We start from the raw sequence: 15,621 nt of genomic DNA, 5'->3' as shown, positions 1-15,621 counted from the left end.
GGCCATGCCGGACGATTGCCGTCCAGCATGGCCTGTTTGTTGTAACAGCTGATGCTCACGAAGCGTCGGCGCCGCAACGCGGCGGCATTTTTGCGCAACCGGCCCGCACCGCCGACCGCCGCCGCTTGCTACGATTTCACTAGAGACGGCCGGTCTTCCGGACCAAGGGCTGCTCGCTCCACCGCTTGCGGTAGCGGTACGGGGTCATGCCATAGTGGTCCTTGAATACTTTGCAGAAGTGGGAAGCGCTCATCATGCCGACTTCTTCCGCGATTCGGGCGACCGCCATGTCGGTCGATTGCAAGAGAAGCACGGCTTGCTGCATCCGCTTGGCGGTCAAATAGTCGGTGATGCTGCTGCCCGTGCTCGCTTTGAACAAGTGCGACAAGTGGTAGGTCGACAGATGCAGATCACGGCTCATTCGCGTAAGTCGCAGCGGCTCCCGATAATGATGATCGAGCCATTCGATCATTCGCTCGGCTTGATGAGGCTTGCGCAGCTCCTCCAGCTTGGCTGCTTGATGGCGTTTCTCCCACAGCGGCTTCAAGACGCGGAAGAAGGCGATGAGGAAGAGCGAGCATTCCTCCATGCGCCGGTCCCGGGGCAGTCCGAGGCATCGCTCGTCCAAGTCCAGCAGCGTGCCTGCGACCGATTCCAGGTCCGGCTCCAGCCAGACGTGGGCGGCCAGCTTTCCTTTGTGAAGATGCCGGAAGAAGGTCTGAAGCGCGGGCCACGGCGTCAGGTAGGCGTCGTAGGAGGATGGCTCGTAATGGACGATGGAGCGCACGAAGGGCTGCTCCTCGCTCAGCTCCATTTGGACATGATGCAGCTGGTAGGGTTGAAAGACGCATATGCAGCCAGCGCCAACCTCGTATTGGACGCCGTCGAGAATGAGCGTTCCGCGGCCTTCGTGCACGAGGAGAATTTCGACGCCTTGATGGGCGTGGAACGTGCCTTGGAACTGTTCGGCGTTCGTGCTGGTGCGCCGGTGCGCGTAATATAGGGGCGTTTCTTTGAGATCGATCGGTTGGATGTACGTCATGCGGTCACGGCCTCCATGTCGCGTAATCTCGCGTTGAACTTACGCCTCTCCGCAATTTTGTTCAACTTATATAGCGTTAGTATAAAACGGCATAACGGAATTGCAAGCGCAAAAGAGGAGGGCCTTAGACGATGAGAATGGTATTTCGGTGGTATGGCGAAGGCAACGATACGGTAACGCTTCGGCAGATCAAGCAGATTCCCGGCGTGGAAGGCATCGTGTGGGCGCTGCACGACGTGCCGGCCGGAGAAGAGTGGCCGATGGACAAAATCCGGGTTTATCAGGAGCTGGCGGATGCGCACGGCCTGCATTTGGAAGTGGTGGAGAGCGTGAATGTCCACGAAGACATCAAGCTCGGCTTGCCGACGCGGGAGCGGTACATCGACAACTATAAGAAGACGATCGAGAAGCTCGCAAGCGTCGGCGTCAAAGTCATCTGCTACAACTTCATGCCCGTATTCGATTGGGTGCGCACGGATATGCATAAGGAGCTAGCGGACGGATCGACCGCGTTGTTCCTGGAGAAGGCGAAGATCGAAGCGATGGACCCGCAGGAGCTCGTCCGCACGATCGCGGGCAATCCGGATTTCACGATGCCCGGCTGGGAGCCGGAGCGTCTGGCAAGATTAAGCGAGCTGTTCGACGCGTACCGCGATGTGTCGGAAGACGATTTGCGGGACAACCTCCGCTACTTCCTTGCGCAGATTATTCCGACGGCGGAGCGGTGCGGCATCCAGATGGCCATCCATCCCGACGACCCGCCGTATTCGGTGTTCGGCCTGCCGCGCATCGTCAAGAATGCGGCGGATCTGCGGGCCATTCTCAGCTTCGCGGACAGTCCGGCCAACGGCATTACGCTGTGCAGCGGGTCGCTCGGCGTTCGTCAAGATAACGATATTCCGGCGATGGCGCGCGAATTCGCGGGCCGCATCCCGTTCACCCATCTTCGCAACGTGCGGGTGTACGATAACGGCGATTTCATCGAGACGTCGCATCGCGCGGAAGACGGCACCGTCGATATGTGCGGCATCGTGCAGGCGCTGCACGAGAGCGGCTTCGCGGGCTACGCCAGGCCGGACCACGGCCGTCATATTTGGGAGGAGCAATGCAGACCGGGATACGGACTGTACGATCGGGCGCTTGGCATCATGTATTTGTGGGGCATCTGGGATGCCCTGAAGCGAGGTAACCAAAATAGGACGGGAGGCGTTCACGCATGAGCGGACGGCATGAGAGCTTGAGCGGCCGCGTCGCGGTCATTACCGGCGGCAGCGGCGTGTTATGCTCGGCGATGGCGAAGGAACTGGCGGCGCACGGCGTTAAGGTTGCGGTGCTGAATCGAACGGTCGAGAAGGGAGAAGCGGTCGCGGTGGATATCCGGCGGGCTGGCGGCGAGGCGATCGCCGTTGCCTGCAACGTGCTGGACCAAGCGAGCGTCGCGGCGGCGGAGGAGACGGTGCGCGAGCGGCTGGGCGCGTGCGACATCTTGGTCAACGGCGCGGGCGGCAACCATCCGGACGGCATCACGAGCAAGGAGATCTTCGAGCAGGCCGACTTGGATAATCCCGAGGTGAAGACGTTCTTCGACCTGACGGTGGCGGGCTTCACGGACGTGCTGCATCTGAATTTCCTCGGCACGCTGATCCCAAGCCAAGTGTTCGGCCGCGGGATGACCGAGCGCGAAGGCGCCGTCATCATCAACATCTCCTCGATGAGCGCGCCTAGCCCGATGACGAAGGTGCCGGCTTACAGCGCGGCGAAGGCGGCGATCGACAACTTCACGCAGTGGCTGGCCGTGCATATGGCCGAGGCGGGCATCCGGGTGAACGCGATCGCCCCGGGCTTCTTCCTGACGGAGCAGAACCGCCGGCTGCTGACGAACGAGGACGGCTCGCTGACCGAGCGTTCCCGGAAGATCATCGCCCACACGCCGATGCGCCGGTTCGGCGATCCGAAAGACCTGCTCGGTACGCTGCTGTGGCTCGCAGACTCGGAGACTTCGGGCTTCGTCACCGGCGTGACCGTCCCGGTAGATGGCGGATTCATGGCGTATTCGGGGGTGTGATGGCGCTTTTCGAACGATATTCCCGGAATGCTGTCCAGACTCAATGTGAAGCTTTCAACCTTTCAACCCTGCCGCCGAGGCAGGGTTTTTCTGCTGCTTAGAAAAGGGGAATGGTCGTTATGGTAATTTCTGTACGCACGTACATTTTTCCTGTAAAGGTCTTGTCGCTACGGCTGTGACGCCCCTATAATTAAGCACATTCCCATGAATGAGGACCTAAGCGGGCGAAAGGAAGGAAACGCATGCGGGCTTGGCTTCACAATCACAACACGCTTCGCAATCAAATATTGGCGGTCTGCCTCCTGGTCATGGCGCTCGTGCTCTGCTTCGTCGGGCTGGTCACCTACAACCGGGTGTCCGCACTTATAACGAACAACGCGGAGCGCCAGCTGCAGCAGACCGCGTTCGAAGCTACCGGCAGATTGGAAACGCTTTACCGGCAGGTAGACATGCTGTCCAGCCAGGTGATGACGACCGGCGACGTGCAGCAGCTTCTTCAGCAGGAGGCGAAAGGCATTCACGCGGGGTTCCAGCAGCGGCAGTCCGTCATGCAGAGCGTCGGCACGTTCCAGGTGTATTCGGATGGCATCAACGCGTTCGATCTGTATACGGCCGATAGCCGAAGCTTGTTCCCGCTCGACGATACGACGCTCGTCACGCGCATCGGCCCGGACCGTGTGCGTCAGGCGGACGAGGCGAGGGGCCGGCTGGTCTGGATTGGGGAGGATCCGCGGGACCCGTCTTATTTTCTGGCTCTGCGGCAGGTGAGGCTGATGGATCACTGGTTCGAGAACGGCGGCTACTTGCTCGTGCGCATCAACCGGGATTATTTCCAGCTGGGCGACGAGAATGAGGACAGCCGCCGGGAGTACATGATGCTGTTCGACGAGCGGGAAGCGTTAATCGCCTCCAATTACGAGGGAGCGGAGGCGCTTGACTTGAGTGCGGCGGGGCAGCGGCAGCTGACGCTCGGCCAGGAGGATTACATCCGGGTCGACCGCCGCTCGGAGCTGACGGGCTGGAAGCTGGTCATTCTCTCGCCGGTCAGCAGTCTGACCGAGGGCATCAACGTGCTGCGCACGGCGATCGTCGTCTCGGGGGCCGTCGGGTTCCTGATCTGCCTCGTCTGCTCGTTCTTCCTCTCCGCCATGATCACCCGGCCGATTCTGCGGCTCATCAAGACGATGCGCGGCGCGCGGCTCGGCGAGCTGCGGCCAAGTCCCGAGATGCATTCGACGGTGGAGCTCAACGAGCTGACGAAGACGTACAACGGGCTTGTCGGCCATATGAACGATCTCATCCAAGTCATCTACGAGAAAGAGCTGGTACGCAGCCGGACGGAGCTGAAAGCGCTGCAGGCGCAGATCAACCCGCATTTCCTGTACAACACGCTGGAGGCGCTCTACTGGGCGCTGCAGGAGAAGGACGAGGAAGAGCTGGCCGATCTCGTCGTGGCGATGTCGGAGCTGTTCCGCTATACGATCGGCAGCGACAATCAGAGCGAGTGGGTGAGCGTCAAGGAGGAGCTGGAGCATGTCGAGCGTTATATGGCGCTGATGAAGCTGCGCTTCGGCGAGGAGCTCGCGTGGCGGATCGACGCGCCGGAGGCGTGCTTGTCCGTGCGGATGCCGAAGCTGCTCATCCAGCCGCTCGTCGAGAACGCGATTCTGCACGGCGCGGGGAACAAGAAGGGGCCGGGCTCGGTCTCCCTCGTCATTACTCCATCAGAGGACGGGAAGTGGACGATCCAAGTGAGAGACGACGGACCGGGCATGGACGGCGCGCTCGTGCAGGAGCTGATGCGCTCTCTCGGCTCGGGCGGGTTCTCGACCGGCAAGGGCAGCGGGCTTGCGCTGGCCAACGTGAACAAGCGGATACAGCTGTATTATAAAGACGACGAGCTGGGCGGGCTGACGATCGCGAGCGTCCCCGGGGAAGGCACGGTCGTCGGATTCGAAATACCGGGAGGTGCGCCATGAGGAACGGCACGACGATCTTGATCGTGGACGACGAGCCGCGGACGCGGCAAGGACTGAAGAAGACGCTGGAGACGTGGGTGGCCAGCGATTGCGAGATCGTGACGGCTGAGAACGGCGACGAGGCGCTCGACATCGCGGCGAAGCGGCCGATTCAACTGCTGCTGACCGATATCCGGATGCCGGAGATGAACGGGCTGGAGCTGATCAAGGCGATCCGCGAGGGCGGGAGCGACCCCGTCGTCATCCTGCTCTCGGGTTATTCCGAGTTCGAATACGCGCAGGAGGGCATTCGGCTGGGGGTCGTCAACTACCTGCTCAAGCCGGTGCAGAAGGCGAAACTGCTGGAGGCGGTGGAGGAAGCGCTGCGAATCGCGAAGGATCGGGTGCGGACGGGCGCCATGGAGAAAATCGTGGACAAGGAGCTCGTCGCCATACGCGAGGAGGACCGTCTCGTGCCGCAGCCGATCCAGGAGGCGATCCGCTACATCGAGGCGAACGTGAAGCAGGCGTTGACGCTGCGCGAGGTGGCCGAGCATGTCCATCTGAACGCCAGCTACTTCAGCTCCTTGTTCAAGGAGAAGACGGGCATGACGTTCAGCGAATTCGTCGTGCGCGGCAAGATGCAGGCGGCCAAAAAGCTGCTTTATTCGACAGGCATGCCGATCGCGGACATCGCCGAAGAGGTCGGCTATGCGACGGCCAAATATTTCATCACGCTGTTCAAGGAATACGAGGGCATGACGCCGAGTCAGTACCGCAAGGATCTGCCGGAACGGTAGAAGTCCGGTGAAGAAGATGCCGGAGGATCGATATGGAGATGGAACAGCGAGTGGAAGCCCAAATCGACCGGAGGCAGCTTGTTTTCACCGGACTTCTGGCCACCTAAAAATATCGGACTTTTCCCTAATCGCCGTGACCTTACCTGAGCGGTGTATGAAGCGCTATCATTGGAAATGTAACCGCTATCCTTAGCGACAAGGGGAGAAGAAAACATGTTCAAGAAGAAACCATTAACCGTAGCGATGACCGTCGCGCTCGCTTCCGCGCTGGCGCTGACCGGGTGCGGCAGCAGCAATAACAACGGCAATGCGGCAGGCGGATCCAATGCGGGCGGCAACGCGCCAGCGGAAGGCAATGCGGGCGGCAACACGGGCTCGGCGGAGAAAGTCACGCTCAAGATGATGCATCTGTGGCCGGCCGGCAGCTCCAAGCAGCAGAACATGATCGTCAACGATATCATCGCCCAGTACCAGGAAGCGAACCCGAACGTGACGATCAAACAGGAGATTCTCGAGAACGAGCAATACAAGAACAAGCTGAAGGTGCTCTCCGCCTCGAACGATCTGCCGGACGTCGGCATGACGTGGGCCGCGGGCTTCCTGACGCCGTACGTCAAAGGCCAGCTGTTCGCGCCGCTCGACGACACGCTCGAAGGCGGGCTGAAAGATACGTTCGTCTCCGGCACGACCGAGGCATACGCAGTGGACGGAAAGACGTACGCGCTGCCGCTCGAGCTCAACATTGCGCCCGTGTACTACAACAAGGCAATTTTCAGCAAGTACAATCTTGAGGTGCCGCAGACGTACGCCGACTTCCAGAAGATCGTCGAGACGCTGCAGAGCAACGGCATCGCGCCGATCGCGCTTGGCAACAAGGACCGCTGGACCGGCTCGCTTTGGTACATGTACCTGGCCGATCGGCTGGGCGGACCGGAGACGCTCAAGAAGGCGATTGACCGGAGCGGCTCGTTCGAGGATCCAAGCCTCGTGAAGGCGGCCGAGGACGTGCAAGCGCTCGTGGATGGCAACGCGTTCAACAAAGGCTTCAACGGTCTCTCCAACGATGAAGGCAAATCCGAATTCCTGAACGGCAAAGCGGCCATGTACCTGATGGGCACGTGGGAGCTGCCGAACTTCACGACGAACGAATCGATTCCGCAGGAATTCCGCGACAGCGTCGGCTTCTTCAAATTCCCGACGATCGAAGGCGGCAAGGGCAACATCGACAGCTGGGTCGGCGGACCGGGCGTCGGATTGTTCGTCGCCGAGAACTCGAAGGTGAAGGAGGAGGCGAAGAAGTTCGTCAAGTTCTTCGTCGAGAAGTGGGGCGAGCAGTCGGTCACCAAGGCGGGCGTCATCCCGGCGACTAAGGTGGACACGTCCAAAGGACAGCTGCCGCAAATGTACATCGACATTCTGAACGAACTGGGCAAGGCCAGCAACATTACGCTGTTCGCGGACGTGCAGATGAGCCCGGCCGTCGCGCAGACTCACCTGAATATGATCCAGGCGCTGTTCGGCAAGGAAGTGTCGCCGGCGGACTTCGCGAAGAATCACGAAGAGGCGCTGAAGCAGGAAGCGGGCAAGTAACCGCAGCCGTATAATCGCAAGGTAACAAGGAATCCAGGAACTGAGGAGAAGGACATATCCCCCTTAGGTGCGCGATATGTCCTTTTCTGCACCCAAAAAGTCCGCTACCGGGGCGAAATCGCGCGAAATCGCGCCCCGCGGACGTGCAGTTGTCCCGTAAAAATGCAGCAACCGGCAACCGGTGAAGGCGCTTGCCCTGGCTTGCCTCGACTCGGCGCAGGGCTGCGTAACGTTCACCCGAAGGAGCGTGTCTCGAATGGATAATGTCATGTCGAACAAAAAAATGATCGCGCTGTACGTGCTGCCTGCGCTGGCGCTCGTGCTCGCGCTGATCTACGTGCCGATCGTACTCACCGGCTATTATGGCCTCATGAAGTGGGACGGCATCGGCGCCATGGAATTCGTCGGTCTCGACAATTACAGCAGGCTCGTCCAGGATTCGGCCTTCTGGCAGAGCGCCTACCACGCGCTGCTGCTCGCGCTCTTCTCCGCGCTGAGCCTGCTCGCGTACTTGGCGGTGGCGCTCGTCCTATCCGGCGAGATCAAGGGCGCGAACCTGCTGCGCAAAATATACCTGATTCCGATGCTGCTCTCGTCGGTTGCGATCGCACAGCTATGGCTGAAGATCTACCACCCAACGAACGGCGTCGTGAACAGCCTGCTCGCCTCGCTCGGCTTCGATGGTACGATCGAGTGGCTGTCGGATACGCGCATCGTGCTGCTCGCGATTTTCATCCCGATCATCTGGCAGTATGCCGGATTCTATATTCTGATCTACTACGCGGCGCTGAAAAACATCCCGTCCTCGCTCGTCGAGGCGGCGCGCATCGACGGGGCCAACCCGCTGCAGATCGCGCTGCGCGTCAAGCTGCCGCTCATCGCAAGCGTCTCGAAGATGACGATCGTGCTGGCGATCGTCGGCTCGCTCAAGTATTTCGACCTCATCTATGTCATGACCGACGGCGGTCCGAACGGGTCCAGCGAAGTGATGGCCTCCTATATGTACCACCAAGCATTCCGCAGCTTCGATTTCGGCTACGGCAGTGCGATCGGCTTCTTCCTGCTGCTCATCTGCCTTGTCGTGACATGGCTGATTCGTAAGCTGACCGCCGGGGAAGAGATACAATATTCATAAGGAGAGGAGCGACCTTATTATGGCACAAACATTAGCCGCACCAGGTTCGGCCGCGCGCACCGCGGGCCGCCCTGTCGGCCGCACCGTCGGCATGGCGCTCCTGTACGTTGTACTGGGCATCATCGCCGTTCTGCAAGTTTTTCCGCTGATCTGGCTGCTGTTCTTCTCCTTGAAGGACAACCAGGAAGTGTTCAATCTATCGCCGTTCGCACTGCCGACCGATCCCAAGTGGGAGAATTACGCGAAGGTGTGGACCGAGGGCAACATTAGCCGGTATTTCTTCAACAGCGTGTGGTACACGGTGGCGGCGGTCGTGCTGACTGTGCTGCTGGCCAGCCTCGTGACGTTCGCGCTGACGCGGATGAACTGGAAGCTGAAGAAGCCGGTGCTCGGCTTGTTCATGGTCGGCATCATGATTCCGATCCACTCGACGCTCATTCCGCTGTTCCAAATGTTCATGAAGGCGAACCTGACGGACCATCCGTTGTCGATCATTCTGACGTACACCGCCTTCAACCTGCCGCTGACGATCATGATTCTGCTCGGCTTCTATCAGACGCTCCCGCGCGAGGTCGAGGAAGCGGCGGTCATGGACGGCTGCTCGGTCAACCGGATATTCTTCCAGATCATCCTGCCCATGACGGCCTCGGTGATCGCGACGACGGTCATCATCAACATGATCTACAACTGGAACGAATTCGTCTTCGTTAACACGTTCATCAGCTCGGACGGCCTAAAGACGCTCACCGTCGGCATCCAGAACTTCATCGGCCAGTATACGACGGATTGGGGCGCGATCGGCGCGACGCTCATGATCAGCATTTTGCCGATTCTGATCGTGTTCTTCGTCCTGAGCAACCGGATCGTCGAAGGGATGACGGCCGGGTCGGTCAAAGGGTAACGCTCGCGGCGCACGCCGCAGCGAACAAGCGGCTGTGCACATTCGCACAGCCGCTTGTTCTGCATCTTGCAGCAGACGCTCTCATGCTTGCGGAAGCTCGGATGGCACGATAAGTCCGCTTACGTCAATACCGAGCTCATCTCTTCGCTTCAAGTCCTTCAGGAAATCGGCAAACCCGACTTGAGGCTGCCAGCCCAGTATGCGCCGGGCTTCCGACAGATCGTGCTGCTCGACCTCCTCCGGCAGCTCAATCGCGTATTTCGCCAACAGCGCCGACGAGCCGGGTACTTGCTGTTCGCACCAGTCCAGCCCGTGACGGGCGAAATCCGCCCGCACTTGCTCGGGCATCCCATGGTCGGTATGGACGACCGTGCGGAACAAGCCGAAGGCTTGCCTGTCCGCGCCTTCCAGCGCCTTGACCGTCGCCGAAGCGACGTCTCTTCGGTCGACGCCGTTGCGCAGCAGCCGCGCGCCGAACTCCAAATACGGGCGCGGAATGAATTCATGATAACGAAGCATCGCGATCGAGGCGCCCGTCATTTCGTGATAAGCTCGGCACAGATCTTCGCCGATCACCTTGCTGACGCCGTAGACGGACCACCAGCCATAAGCCATCGACGAGGCGTACACGATGGAACGGATGCCTTCCTGCCGGCAAGCTTCCAGCACATTGTAGGTGCCGTCGACATTGACCGCGAAAATCGTATCGTCGCTAACTGGCGGCTGATGGGCGCAATGCCAAGCAGCCAGATGAATGACGCCGTCCATGCCGCGAACCGCCTGGCGGACGTCCGATGCCGTCCGCGTATCGCATCGGACAAATTCCGACGTTGCCAGGTCTGCCGCCTGCGAGGGCATCACGTCCGCCATCCTGATGCGATGGCCTGCCTGCAGCAGCGCGCGGCATACGGCCTGTCCGCCATTGCCGGATGCTCCGGTTACAAGTACGTTCATCGCTGGCTTCTCCTCCTCTGTTCTACGTTCCTCGATCAGATGCTTCCGATTGCGGTTGCCTCATCATCCGTCAGCAGCGGGCGCACCGAAGCGGATACGTTCTGCGCCGCTTGCTCCGCGGTCTTCGCACCCGGTATCGCGACGGAAACCGCCGGATGATTCAGTACATACCGAAGCGCCAACTGCGATAAGGTGCGTTGTTCGTTCGCAAGCGGCCGAAGCGCTTCCACTTTGGCGAGATTGTCTGCGAACCAGGCTTCCTTCGGCCAGTTTCTCCGGATGTCGCCTTCCGGAAACTCCGTTCCCGCATTGAATTAACCAGTCAAGATCCCCATCCGCAGCGGTCCGCGTACAACTGCGCCGATGCCATGCTCGTGCAGATAAGGCAGCACCTCGGGCTCGACGGCGCGATTCAAAATGCTGTAGTCGAGTTGAACGGCATCCAGTCCGCCGCCTTGGTTGAAATGCTTAATGTAATCGAAATTTTCGGTGGAGACGCCGACCGCTCTAACTTTGCCATCGCGCTTCAGCTGCTCGAACGCCTGCATGAACGCTTCCGTCTCCTCATGCTTATCCCACCAGAGATGGCAGAAGTAGACGTCGATGTAATCCGTCTTCAGCCGCTGCAAGCTGTTCTCGAAGGCTTCCACGACTTTGGATGGACGGTCATAGACAGGCTTGCCTTGCGGATCGCGGTGATGGCCCATCAGCCCGCCTTTGGTGGAGATGACCAGCTTGTCTCGCCGTCCTTCAATCAGCTGCGCCACGAGCTTCTCGCTCCGGCCGTTGCCGTATACATCCGCCGTATCGATGAAGTTCACGCCCAGCTCGACCGCGGCCTCCATCGCCCGCAGCGATTGCGCGTCATCGACCGGCCCCCAGGCGTCACCGCCGATGGCCCATGCGCCGAATCCGACTTCCGAAACTTCGATCCCCGTCTTGCCAAGCTTTCTCGTGAACAAACGCGAACCTCCTTGGAATAGCACTCTGCCGTTATCTTATCCGATAGGACGCGATGGACGGAAGTACGCACTTTTGCCGTAGTTTGTTACCTTGGGGTGACTATTGGCAGGAGAAGCGGCATGCAGCGGGGAAATCGTTATCGAAATCTCTCACCAAACGCATAGGAGGCATCCGCCCATGGGACATCCGGAAGAATATGAATGCGCCATCGAGAAATCGCTGCGGATCATCGGGGGCAAATGGTCGTTTCTCGTCATTCGGGAGCTGTTCTTTCATGATACAAAACGGTTCACCGGGCTGAAGAGCGCCATTCCCGGCATCAGCTCCAAGTCGCTGACCGAAACGCTTCGGCATCTGGAGGAGAATCAAATCGTCATCCGCGAAATTCATGCCACCGTTCCGCCAACCGTTGAGTACCATCTGACGGATAAAGGGAAAGCGTTCAGCGGCATTTTGCACGAGATGAAGAAGTGGGGACGCGACTGGGCTTAGCCAGCCGATATGCTCAACAGCCAAGGGGAGAGGAGTCTTCTTCCTGCATGACGAAATGGTAAGCCAGAAAAATCTAGAGATTTTTTTGTATTCCCTGTCGATTTCAGCTCCCGCCCTTCGTCGGACTATATGAAAGCACATTAACCCCATTCAATCTTAGGAGGCGATCAAGATGAGATTTATGATGGTTGTCAAAGCAACGAAGGATTCGGAAGCCGGCGTCATGCCAAGCCAGGAGATGTTCGAGGCGATGCAGCGGTATAATGAGGAGCTTATGAAAGCAGGCGTGCTGCTAGCCGCAGATGGCCTGCATCCGAGCTCGGGCGCGATCCGGATTTCCTACCCGGAGCCCGGCGGCAAGCCGAAAGTGACGGACGGTCCATTCACGGAAGTGAAAGAGATCATCGCCGGCTATACGCTGATCGAGGTGAGATCGAGGGAAGAAGCGATCGAATGGGCACTCCGGATGCCGGACCCGCACGGCTTTGGCGAGGGCCAGATCGAGCTGCGCCAAGTATTCGATCTGACGGAATTGACGCAGGATGCCGAGTGGTTGGCGCGGGAAGCCGCTATTCGCGAACAGGTAGAGAAGTCTCAATCGTGAGGGCGGCCGCAAGCGAGCGGATCGCGGCCATCTGGCGCATGGAATCGCCGAGACTGATCGCGGCGCTCGCGCGAATCGTTCGCGATGTCGGGATTGCGGAGGATTTGGCCCAGGATGCGCTGGTCATTGCCCTGGAGAAATGGCCGGCAACCGGCATCCCGGACAATCCCGGCGCCTGGCTCATGACCAGCGCCAAGCGCCGCGCGATCGATCTGCTGCGCCGGAATAAGCGGTATCAGGAGAAGCTCGAGGAAGTCGGACGCAGCAGCCTGCCTTACACCGAGCAGGACGTGGATCGTCTACTGGACGGGGAGATCGGCGACGATCTCCTCCGGCTTATTTTTACGACCTGTCACCCTGTACTCTCGCAAGAGGCGCGCGTAGCCCTGACGCTTCGCCTGCTCGGCGGACTGACGACCGACGAGATCGCCCACGCCTTCCTCGTCCCCGAACCGACCATCGCCCAGCGGATCGTGCGGGCGAAGCGGACGCTCAGCCAGAAGCAGATTCCGTTCGAGACGCCGGTCGGGGAAGCGTTCAAGGAACGGCTGCCCACCGTGCTGGAAGTCATCTATCTGATGTTTAACGAGGGGTACACCGCGACGGCCGGTCAACATCTAATACGCCCGCTGCTCTGCCAGGAAGCGCTGCGGCTTGGGCGGATTCTGGCCGCCATGTCGCCTGCGGAGGCCGAAGTGCACGGGCTTGTCGCGCTCATGGAGCTGCAGTCGTCCCGGATGCGCGCCCGGGTGAACCGCAATGGCGAGCTAGTCCGATTGATGGACCAGAACCGCGCGGACTGGGATCCACTGCTTATCCGCCGCGGGCTGGCTGCACTCGAACGGGCCAGAGCGCAGGGGCGGCCGTTGGGGCCTTATGCGCTGCAGGCGGCGATTTCGGCTTGCCATGCCGAAGCCCGCAGCGAAGCGGAGACGGATTGGGTCCGCATTGCCGCCCTATATGAGGCTTTGTCGCGCGTGCTGCCTTCTCCGGTCGTTGAATTAAACCGGGCAGTCGCGATCGGCAAAGCATTCGGTCCCGAATTCGGTCTTCAGCTTGCCGACATGCTGGTTGAAGTGCCCGCGCTCCAACATTATCATTTGCTGCCGAGCGTGCAGGGCGATTTCCTGTTCCAGCTGGGCCGCTACGAGGAAGCGCAGGCAGCCTTCGAACGGGCTGCGGCCATGACGGGCAATGAGCGGGAACGCGACCTGCTGCGCAAACGCGCCGGCGAATGCAACCAATCATGATGCGAGATGTCGAGTTCCTGCCTTCCCATTCGTCGCTCCAATAGATACGGCAGCAAAGACGGCTGCCGTTCTACCATTGGAATGGAGGCATGACGAATGCGGTTTATACTGATCATCAAGGCGACTTGCTTCTCGGAAGCAGGCGTCAATGGCAAACGGGAACTGGCGGAGGCGATGGATGCCTTCCATGCCCGTCTGGCGGAGCATGGCGTACTGGTTGCGTCAGAACGACTGACGCCAAGCGCAAGCGGGATCCGAATTTCATTCCCGGCTCAACAAGCGGAGGCGGTGGTCCAGCCCGGACCTTTTGACCAAGCAAGAGACCTCATTGCAGCTTTCACCGTGATCGAGGTGAGCGATCTGGAGGAGGCTGTTGCGTGGGCCAAACAGATGCCGGACCCGAACGGTTATGGCGACGGGCAGATCGAGCTGCGCCAGCTGGCCGGCTATGAAGCAAGCGTCGGGGCGGCCGCGGAGACAGCGGCTTCGCCGGATTTACCGGTGTTTGCGGCAAAACTGAAAAAAGACGCAATCTTTTTTGCCAGCCTGTCGATCTGATCGTTCTCCGTTCGTCGTGTAGATAAAGGGCGGCAAATCCGATCAAAGGATTGCACCCTACTTAAAGGAGATGTGACCCCTATGAACCCGGAAGTAACCCAATTTATCGAAGCGATTCAGGAGCCGTGGCAGGCCGAACTGGCAGCCCGCCTTCGGGATGCCGTTCACCAATCCGTTCCGGATGTGCAGGAGCGGATTCAATACAAGAAACCGCATTTTTTGAAAAATGGCAAGTACGCCGCGGTCATCTCCATCTCGAAGGATGCCGTGAGCTTCACTATTTTCAATGCGGGTGAGCTGGTCTTGCCCGAGGGTCTGTTCGACGGACCGCCGGAACGCAAAACGATTAAGGCGAAAAAAGATCAGGAGCTCGACGTCGATTTGCTTGCATCGTTGGTCGCTCAAGCTTCCGAAGGACTTTAACACGTGGTAAAGGAGATTTCCTCGATATGAACATTGTTATTTCGAAGGATGGGACTCCCATCGCGTATGACAAAACAGGCCAGGGGCCGGCGCTTATTCTGACGGCCGGCGCATTCAGCTATCGGAAGTTCCCGGGACAGCTTGAACTGGCAAACCGCTTGTCTTCGCAGTTCACCGTCTACAATTACGACCGTCGGGGTCGCGGAGACAGCGGCGATGCCCGGGATTATGCGGTTGAGCGGGAAATTGAGGATCTGAAGGCCATCATCGAGGCGGCTGGCGGGGAAGCGTACGTATGGGGATTGTCATCCGGCGCGGCCCTTGCACTGCATGCTGCAGCGCGAGGGGCGAACATCGCGAAGCTGGCCCTTCACGAGCCTCCTTTCGTCGTTCAGCCGACAGACCGGACGCCGCCGAAAGATTTTGCAATTCATGTTCATCGGCTCATTCAGGCTGGACAACGGGCAGAGGCCATCAAGTATTTCATGGTAGCCGGCATGGGCGCTCCTTCTTTCGTCGTCGCCATGATGCGCATGATGCCGGGCGTATGGTCCAAGCTGCTGGCGGTCGCGCACACGCTTCCCTATGACGCGGCTTTGCTGGATGGCTATATGGACGGAACACCGCTTCCTGCGCAGCAATGGAGCCATGTCAACATCCCGACGCTCGTGTTGGAAGGCACGGAGAGCCCGCCCGGACTGCGTCACGGGGCGCAAGCGCTGGCGGATGTCTTACCGAATGCCCGGCTTCTCAGCAAGAAAGGGCTTGGCCATACGAAGAAGCTGAATACCGGCGTCATTGCGCCTGAGCTTGCGGCATTCTTCGGCTCTAACCATGCCGCGAACAGGAAAATTATTTAGCGTCTCACGCTCAAGCGTACGACCGC

Annotated in this window: 15 protein-coding genes and 1 pseudogene; 13 read left to right on the top strand and 3 right to left on the bottom strand. The window is 59.6% G+C overall.

Features of this window, described 5'->3' with window-relative positions:
• Window positions 1–139: 139 nt before the first annotated feature.
• Window positions 140–1,042, bottom strand: a complete 903-nt coding sequence (locus tag ACFFSY_RS23215; RefSeq protein ID WP_377498570.1) for a helix-turn-helix domain-containing protein — start codon at window positions 1,040–1,042, stop codon at window positions 140–142.
• Between the two features lie 131 nt (window positions 1,043–1,173).
• Between ACFFSY_RS23215 and uxuA the strand changes: the two genes are divergently transcribed.
• The 7 genes from uxuA (at window position 1,174) to ACFFSY_RS23180 (ending at window position 9,491) form a co-directional block, all read left to right on the top strand.
• Window positions 1,174–2,262: a mannonate dehydratase gene (gene uxuA, locus ACFFSY_RS23210; protein ID WP_377498568.1), complete on the top strand. Its 1,089-nt coding sequence runs from the start codon at window positions 1,174–1,176 to the stop codon at window positions 2,260–2,262.
• Window positions 2,259–3,107 carry an SDR family oxidoreductase gene (locus ACFFSY_RS23205; protein WP_377498566.1) on the top strand — a complete coding sequence of 283 codons (849 nt, stop codon included), beginning with the start codon at window positions 2,259–2,261 and terminating at the stop codon, window positions 3,105–3,107. Before uxuA ends, ACFFSY_RS23205 begins: the two co-directional genes overlap by 4 nt.
• A 242-nt stretch (window positions 3,108–3,349) precedes the next feature.
• The gene (locus ACFFSY_RS23200) at window positions 3,350–5,086 is read left to right on the top strand and encodes a sensor histidine kinase (protein WP_377498564.1); all 1,737 of its coding nucleotides are present in this window, start codon (window positions 3,350–3,352) and stop codon (window positions 5,084–5,086) included.
• Window positions 5,083–5,865, top strand: coding sequence for a response regulator transcription factor (locus ACFFSY_RS23195; RefSeq protein WP_377498562.1), 783 nt, complete (start codon window positions 5,083–5,085; stop codon window positions 5,863–5,865). The genes ACFFSY_RS23200 and ACFFSY_RS23195 overlap by 4 nt, the downstream gene beginning before the upstream one ends.
• A gap of 213 nt (window positions 5,866–6,078) precedes the next feature.
• A complete protein-coding gene (locus tag ACFFSY_RS23190) occupies window positions 6,079–7,455 on the top strand; it encodes an extracellular solute-binding protein (protein ID WP_377498560.1) in 1,377 nt (458 codons plus the stop codon).
• Window positions 7,456–7,711: 256 nt separating this feature from the next.
• The gene (locus tag ACFFSY_RS23185; protein ID WP_377498558.1) at window positions 7,712–8,590 is read left to right on the top strand and encodes a carbohydrate ABC transporter permease; all 879 of its coding nucleotides are present in this window, start codon (window positions 7,712–7,714) and stop codon (window positions 8,588–8,590) included.
• Window positions 8,591–8,609: 19 nt separating this feature from the next.
• Window positions 8,610–9,491: a carbohydrate ABC transporter permease gene (locus ACFFSY_RS23180; protein WP_377498556.1), complete on the top strand. Its 882-nt coding sequence runs from the start codon at window positions 8,610–8,612 to the stop codon at window positions 9,489–9,491.
• A gap of 81 nt (window positions 9,492–9,572) precedes the next feature.
• Here the strand turns inward: ACFFSY_RS23180 and ACFFSY_RS23175 are convergent, their stop codons facing one another.
• On the bottom strand, window positions 9,573–10,445 hold the full coding sequence (locus ACFFSY_RS23175; RefSeq protein WP_377498554.1) for an NAD-dependent epimerase/dehydratase family protein: 873 nt from the start codon (window positions 10,443–10,445) through the stop codon (window positions 9,573–9,575).
• Between the two features lie 35 nt (window positions 10,446–10,480).
• A pseudogene (locus ACFFSY_RS23170) lies at window positions 10,481–11,407 on the bottom strand (aldo/keto reductase).
• A 178-nt stretch (window positions 11,408–11,585) separates the two neighbouring features.
• Here ACFFSY_RS23170 and ACFFSY_RS23165 point away from each other — a divergent pair.
• The 6 genes from ACFFSY_RS23165 (at window position 11,586) to ACFFSY_RS23140 (ending at window position 15,595) form a co-directional block, all read left to right on the top strand.
• A complete protein-coding gene (locus ACFFSY_RS23165; protein ID WP_377498552.1) occupies window positions 11,586–11,900 on the top strand; it encodes a winged helix-turn-helix transcriptional regulator in 315 nt (104 codons plus the stop codon).
• A gap of 172 nt (window positions 11,901–12,072) precedes the next feature.
• Window positions 12,073–12,504, top strand: coding sequence for a YciI family protein (locus ACFFSY_RS23160; protein WP_377498550.1), 432 nt, complete (start codon window positions 12,073–12,075; stop codon window positions 12,502–12,504).
• A 38-nt stretch (window positions 12,505–12,542) separates the two neighbouring features.
• Window positions 12,543–13,754: an RNA polymerase sigma factor gene (locus ACFFSY_RS23155; protein WP_377498827.1), complete on the top strand. Its 1,212-nt coding sequence runs from the start codon at window positions 12,543–12,545 to the stop codon at window positions 13,752–13,754.
• A gap of 96 nt (window positions 13,755–13,850) precedes the next feature.
• Complete coding sequence (locus tag ACFFSY_RS23150; protein WP_377498548.1) at window positions 13,851–14,312, top strand: YciI family protein; 462 nt, start codon at window positions 13,851–13,853, stop codon at window positions 14,310–14,312.
• A gap of 81 nt (window positions 14,313–14,393) precedes the next feature.
• Window positions 14,394–14,735 (top strand): DUF1801 domain-containing protein, encoded by a 342-nt coding sequence (locus ACFFSY_RS23145; protein ID WP_377498546.1) that lies wholly within the window; start codon window positions 14,394–14,396, stop codon window positions 14,733–14,735.
• Between the two features lie 26 nt (window positions 14,736–14,761).
• A complete protein-coding gene (locus ACFFSY_RS23140; RefSeq protein WP_377498544.1) occupies window positions 14,762–15,595 on the top strand; it encodes an alpha/beta fold hydrolase in 834 nt (277 codons plus the stop codon).
• Window positions 15,596–15,621: the final 26 nt, after the last annotated feature.

Source organism: Paenibacillus aurantiacus (assembly GCF_042431225.1).
In the GTDB taxonomy this organism is placed as follows: Bacteria; Bacillota; Bacilli; order Paenibacillales; family Paenibacillaceae; genus Paenibacillus_Z; species Paenibacillus_Z aurantiacus.
The sequence above is the reverse complement of the archived record's forward strand: the minus strand, read 5'-3'. Positions and strand labels throughout refer to the sequence as shown.

Coding starts and splice junctions, on each gene's coding strand:
- ACFFSY_RS23215 (WP_377498570.1), bottom strand. CDS start 1,042: ATGACGTACATCCAACCGATCGATCTCAAAGAAACGCCCCTATATTAC.
- uxuA (WP_377498568.1), top strand. CDS start 1,174: ATGAGAATGGTATTTCGGTGGTATGGCGAAGGCAACGATACGGTAACG.
- ACFFSY_RS23205 (WP_377498566.1), top strand. CDS start 2,259: ATGAGCGGACGGCATGAGAGCTTGAGCGGCCGCGTCGCGGTCATTACC.
- ACFFSY_RS23200 (WP_377498564.1), top strand. CDS start 3,350: ATGCGGGCTTGGCTTCACAATCACAACACGCTTCGCAATCAAATATTG.
- ACFFSY_RS23195 (WP_377498562.1), top strand. CDS start 5,083: ATGAGGAACGGCACGACGATCTTGATCGTGGACGACGAGCCGCGGACG.
- ACFFSY_RS23190 (WP_377498560.1), top strand. CDS start 6,079: ATGTTCAAGAAGAAACCATTAACCGTAGCGATGACCGTCGCGCTCGCT.
- ACFFSY_RS23185 (WP_377498558.1), top strand. CDS start 7,712: ATGGATAATGTCATGTCGAACAAAAAAATGATCGCGCTGTACGTGCTG.
- ACFFSY_RS23180 (WP_377498556.1), top strand. CDS start 8,610: ATGGCACAAACATTAGCCGCACCAGGTTCGGCCGCGCGCACCGCGGGC.
- ACFFSY_RS23175 (WP_377498554.1), bottom strand. CDS start 10,445: ATGAACGTACTTGTAACCGGAGCATCCGGCAATGGCGGACAGGCCGTA.
- ACFFSY_RS23165 (WP_377498552.1), top strand. CDS start 11,586: ATGGGACATCCGGAAGAATATGAATGCGCCATCGAGAAATCGCTGCGG.
- ACFFSY_RS23160 (WP_377498550.1), top strand. CDS start 12,073: ATGAGATTTATGATGGTTGTCAAAGCAACGAAGGATTCGGAAGCCGGC.
- ACFFSY_RS23155 (WP_377498827.1), top strand. CDS start 12,543: ATGGAATCGCCGAGACTGATCGCGGCGCTCGCGCGAATCGTTCGCGAT.
- ACFFSY_RS23150 (WP_377498548.1), top strand. CDS start 13,851: ATGCGGTTTATACTGATCATCAAGGCGACTTGCTTCTCGGAAGCAGGC.
- ACFFSY_RS23145 (WP_377498546.1), top strand. CDS start 14,394: ATGAACCCGGAAGTAACCCAATTTATCGAAGCGATTCAGGAGCCGTGG.
- ACFFSY_RS23140 (WP_377498544.1), top strand. CDS start 14,762: ATGAACATTGTTATTTCGAAGGATGGGACTCCCATCGCGTATGACAAA.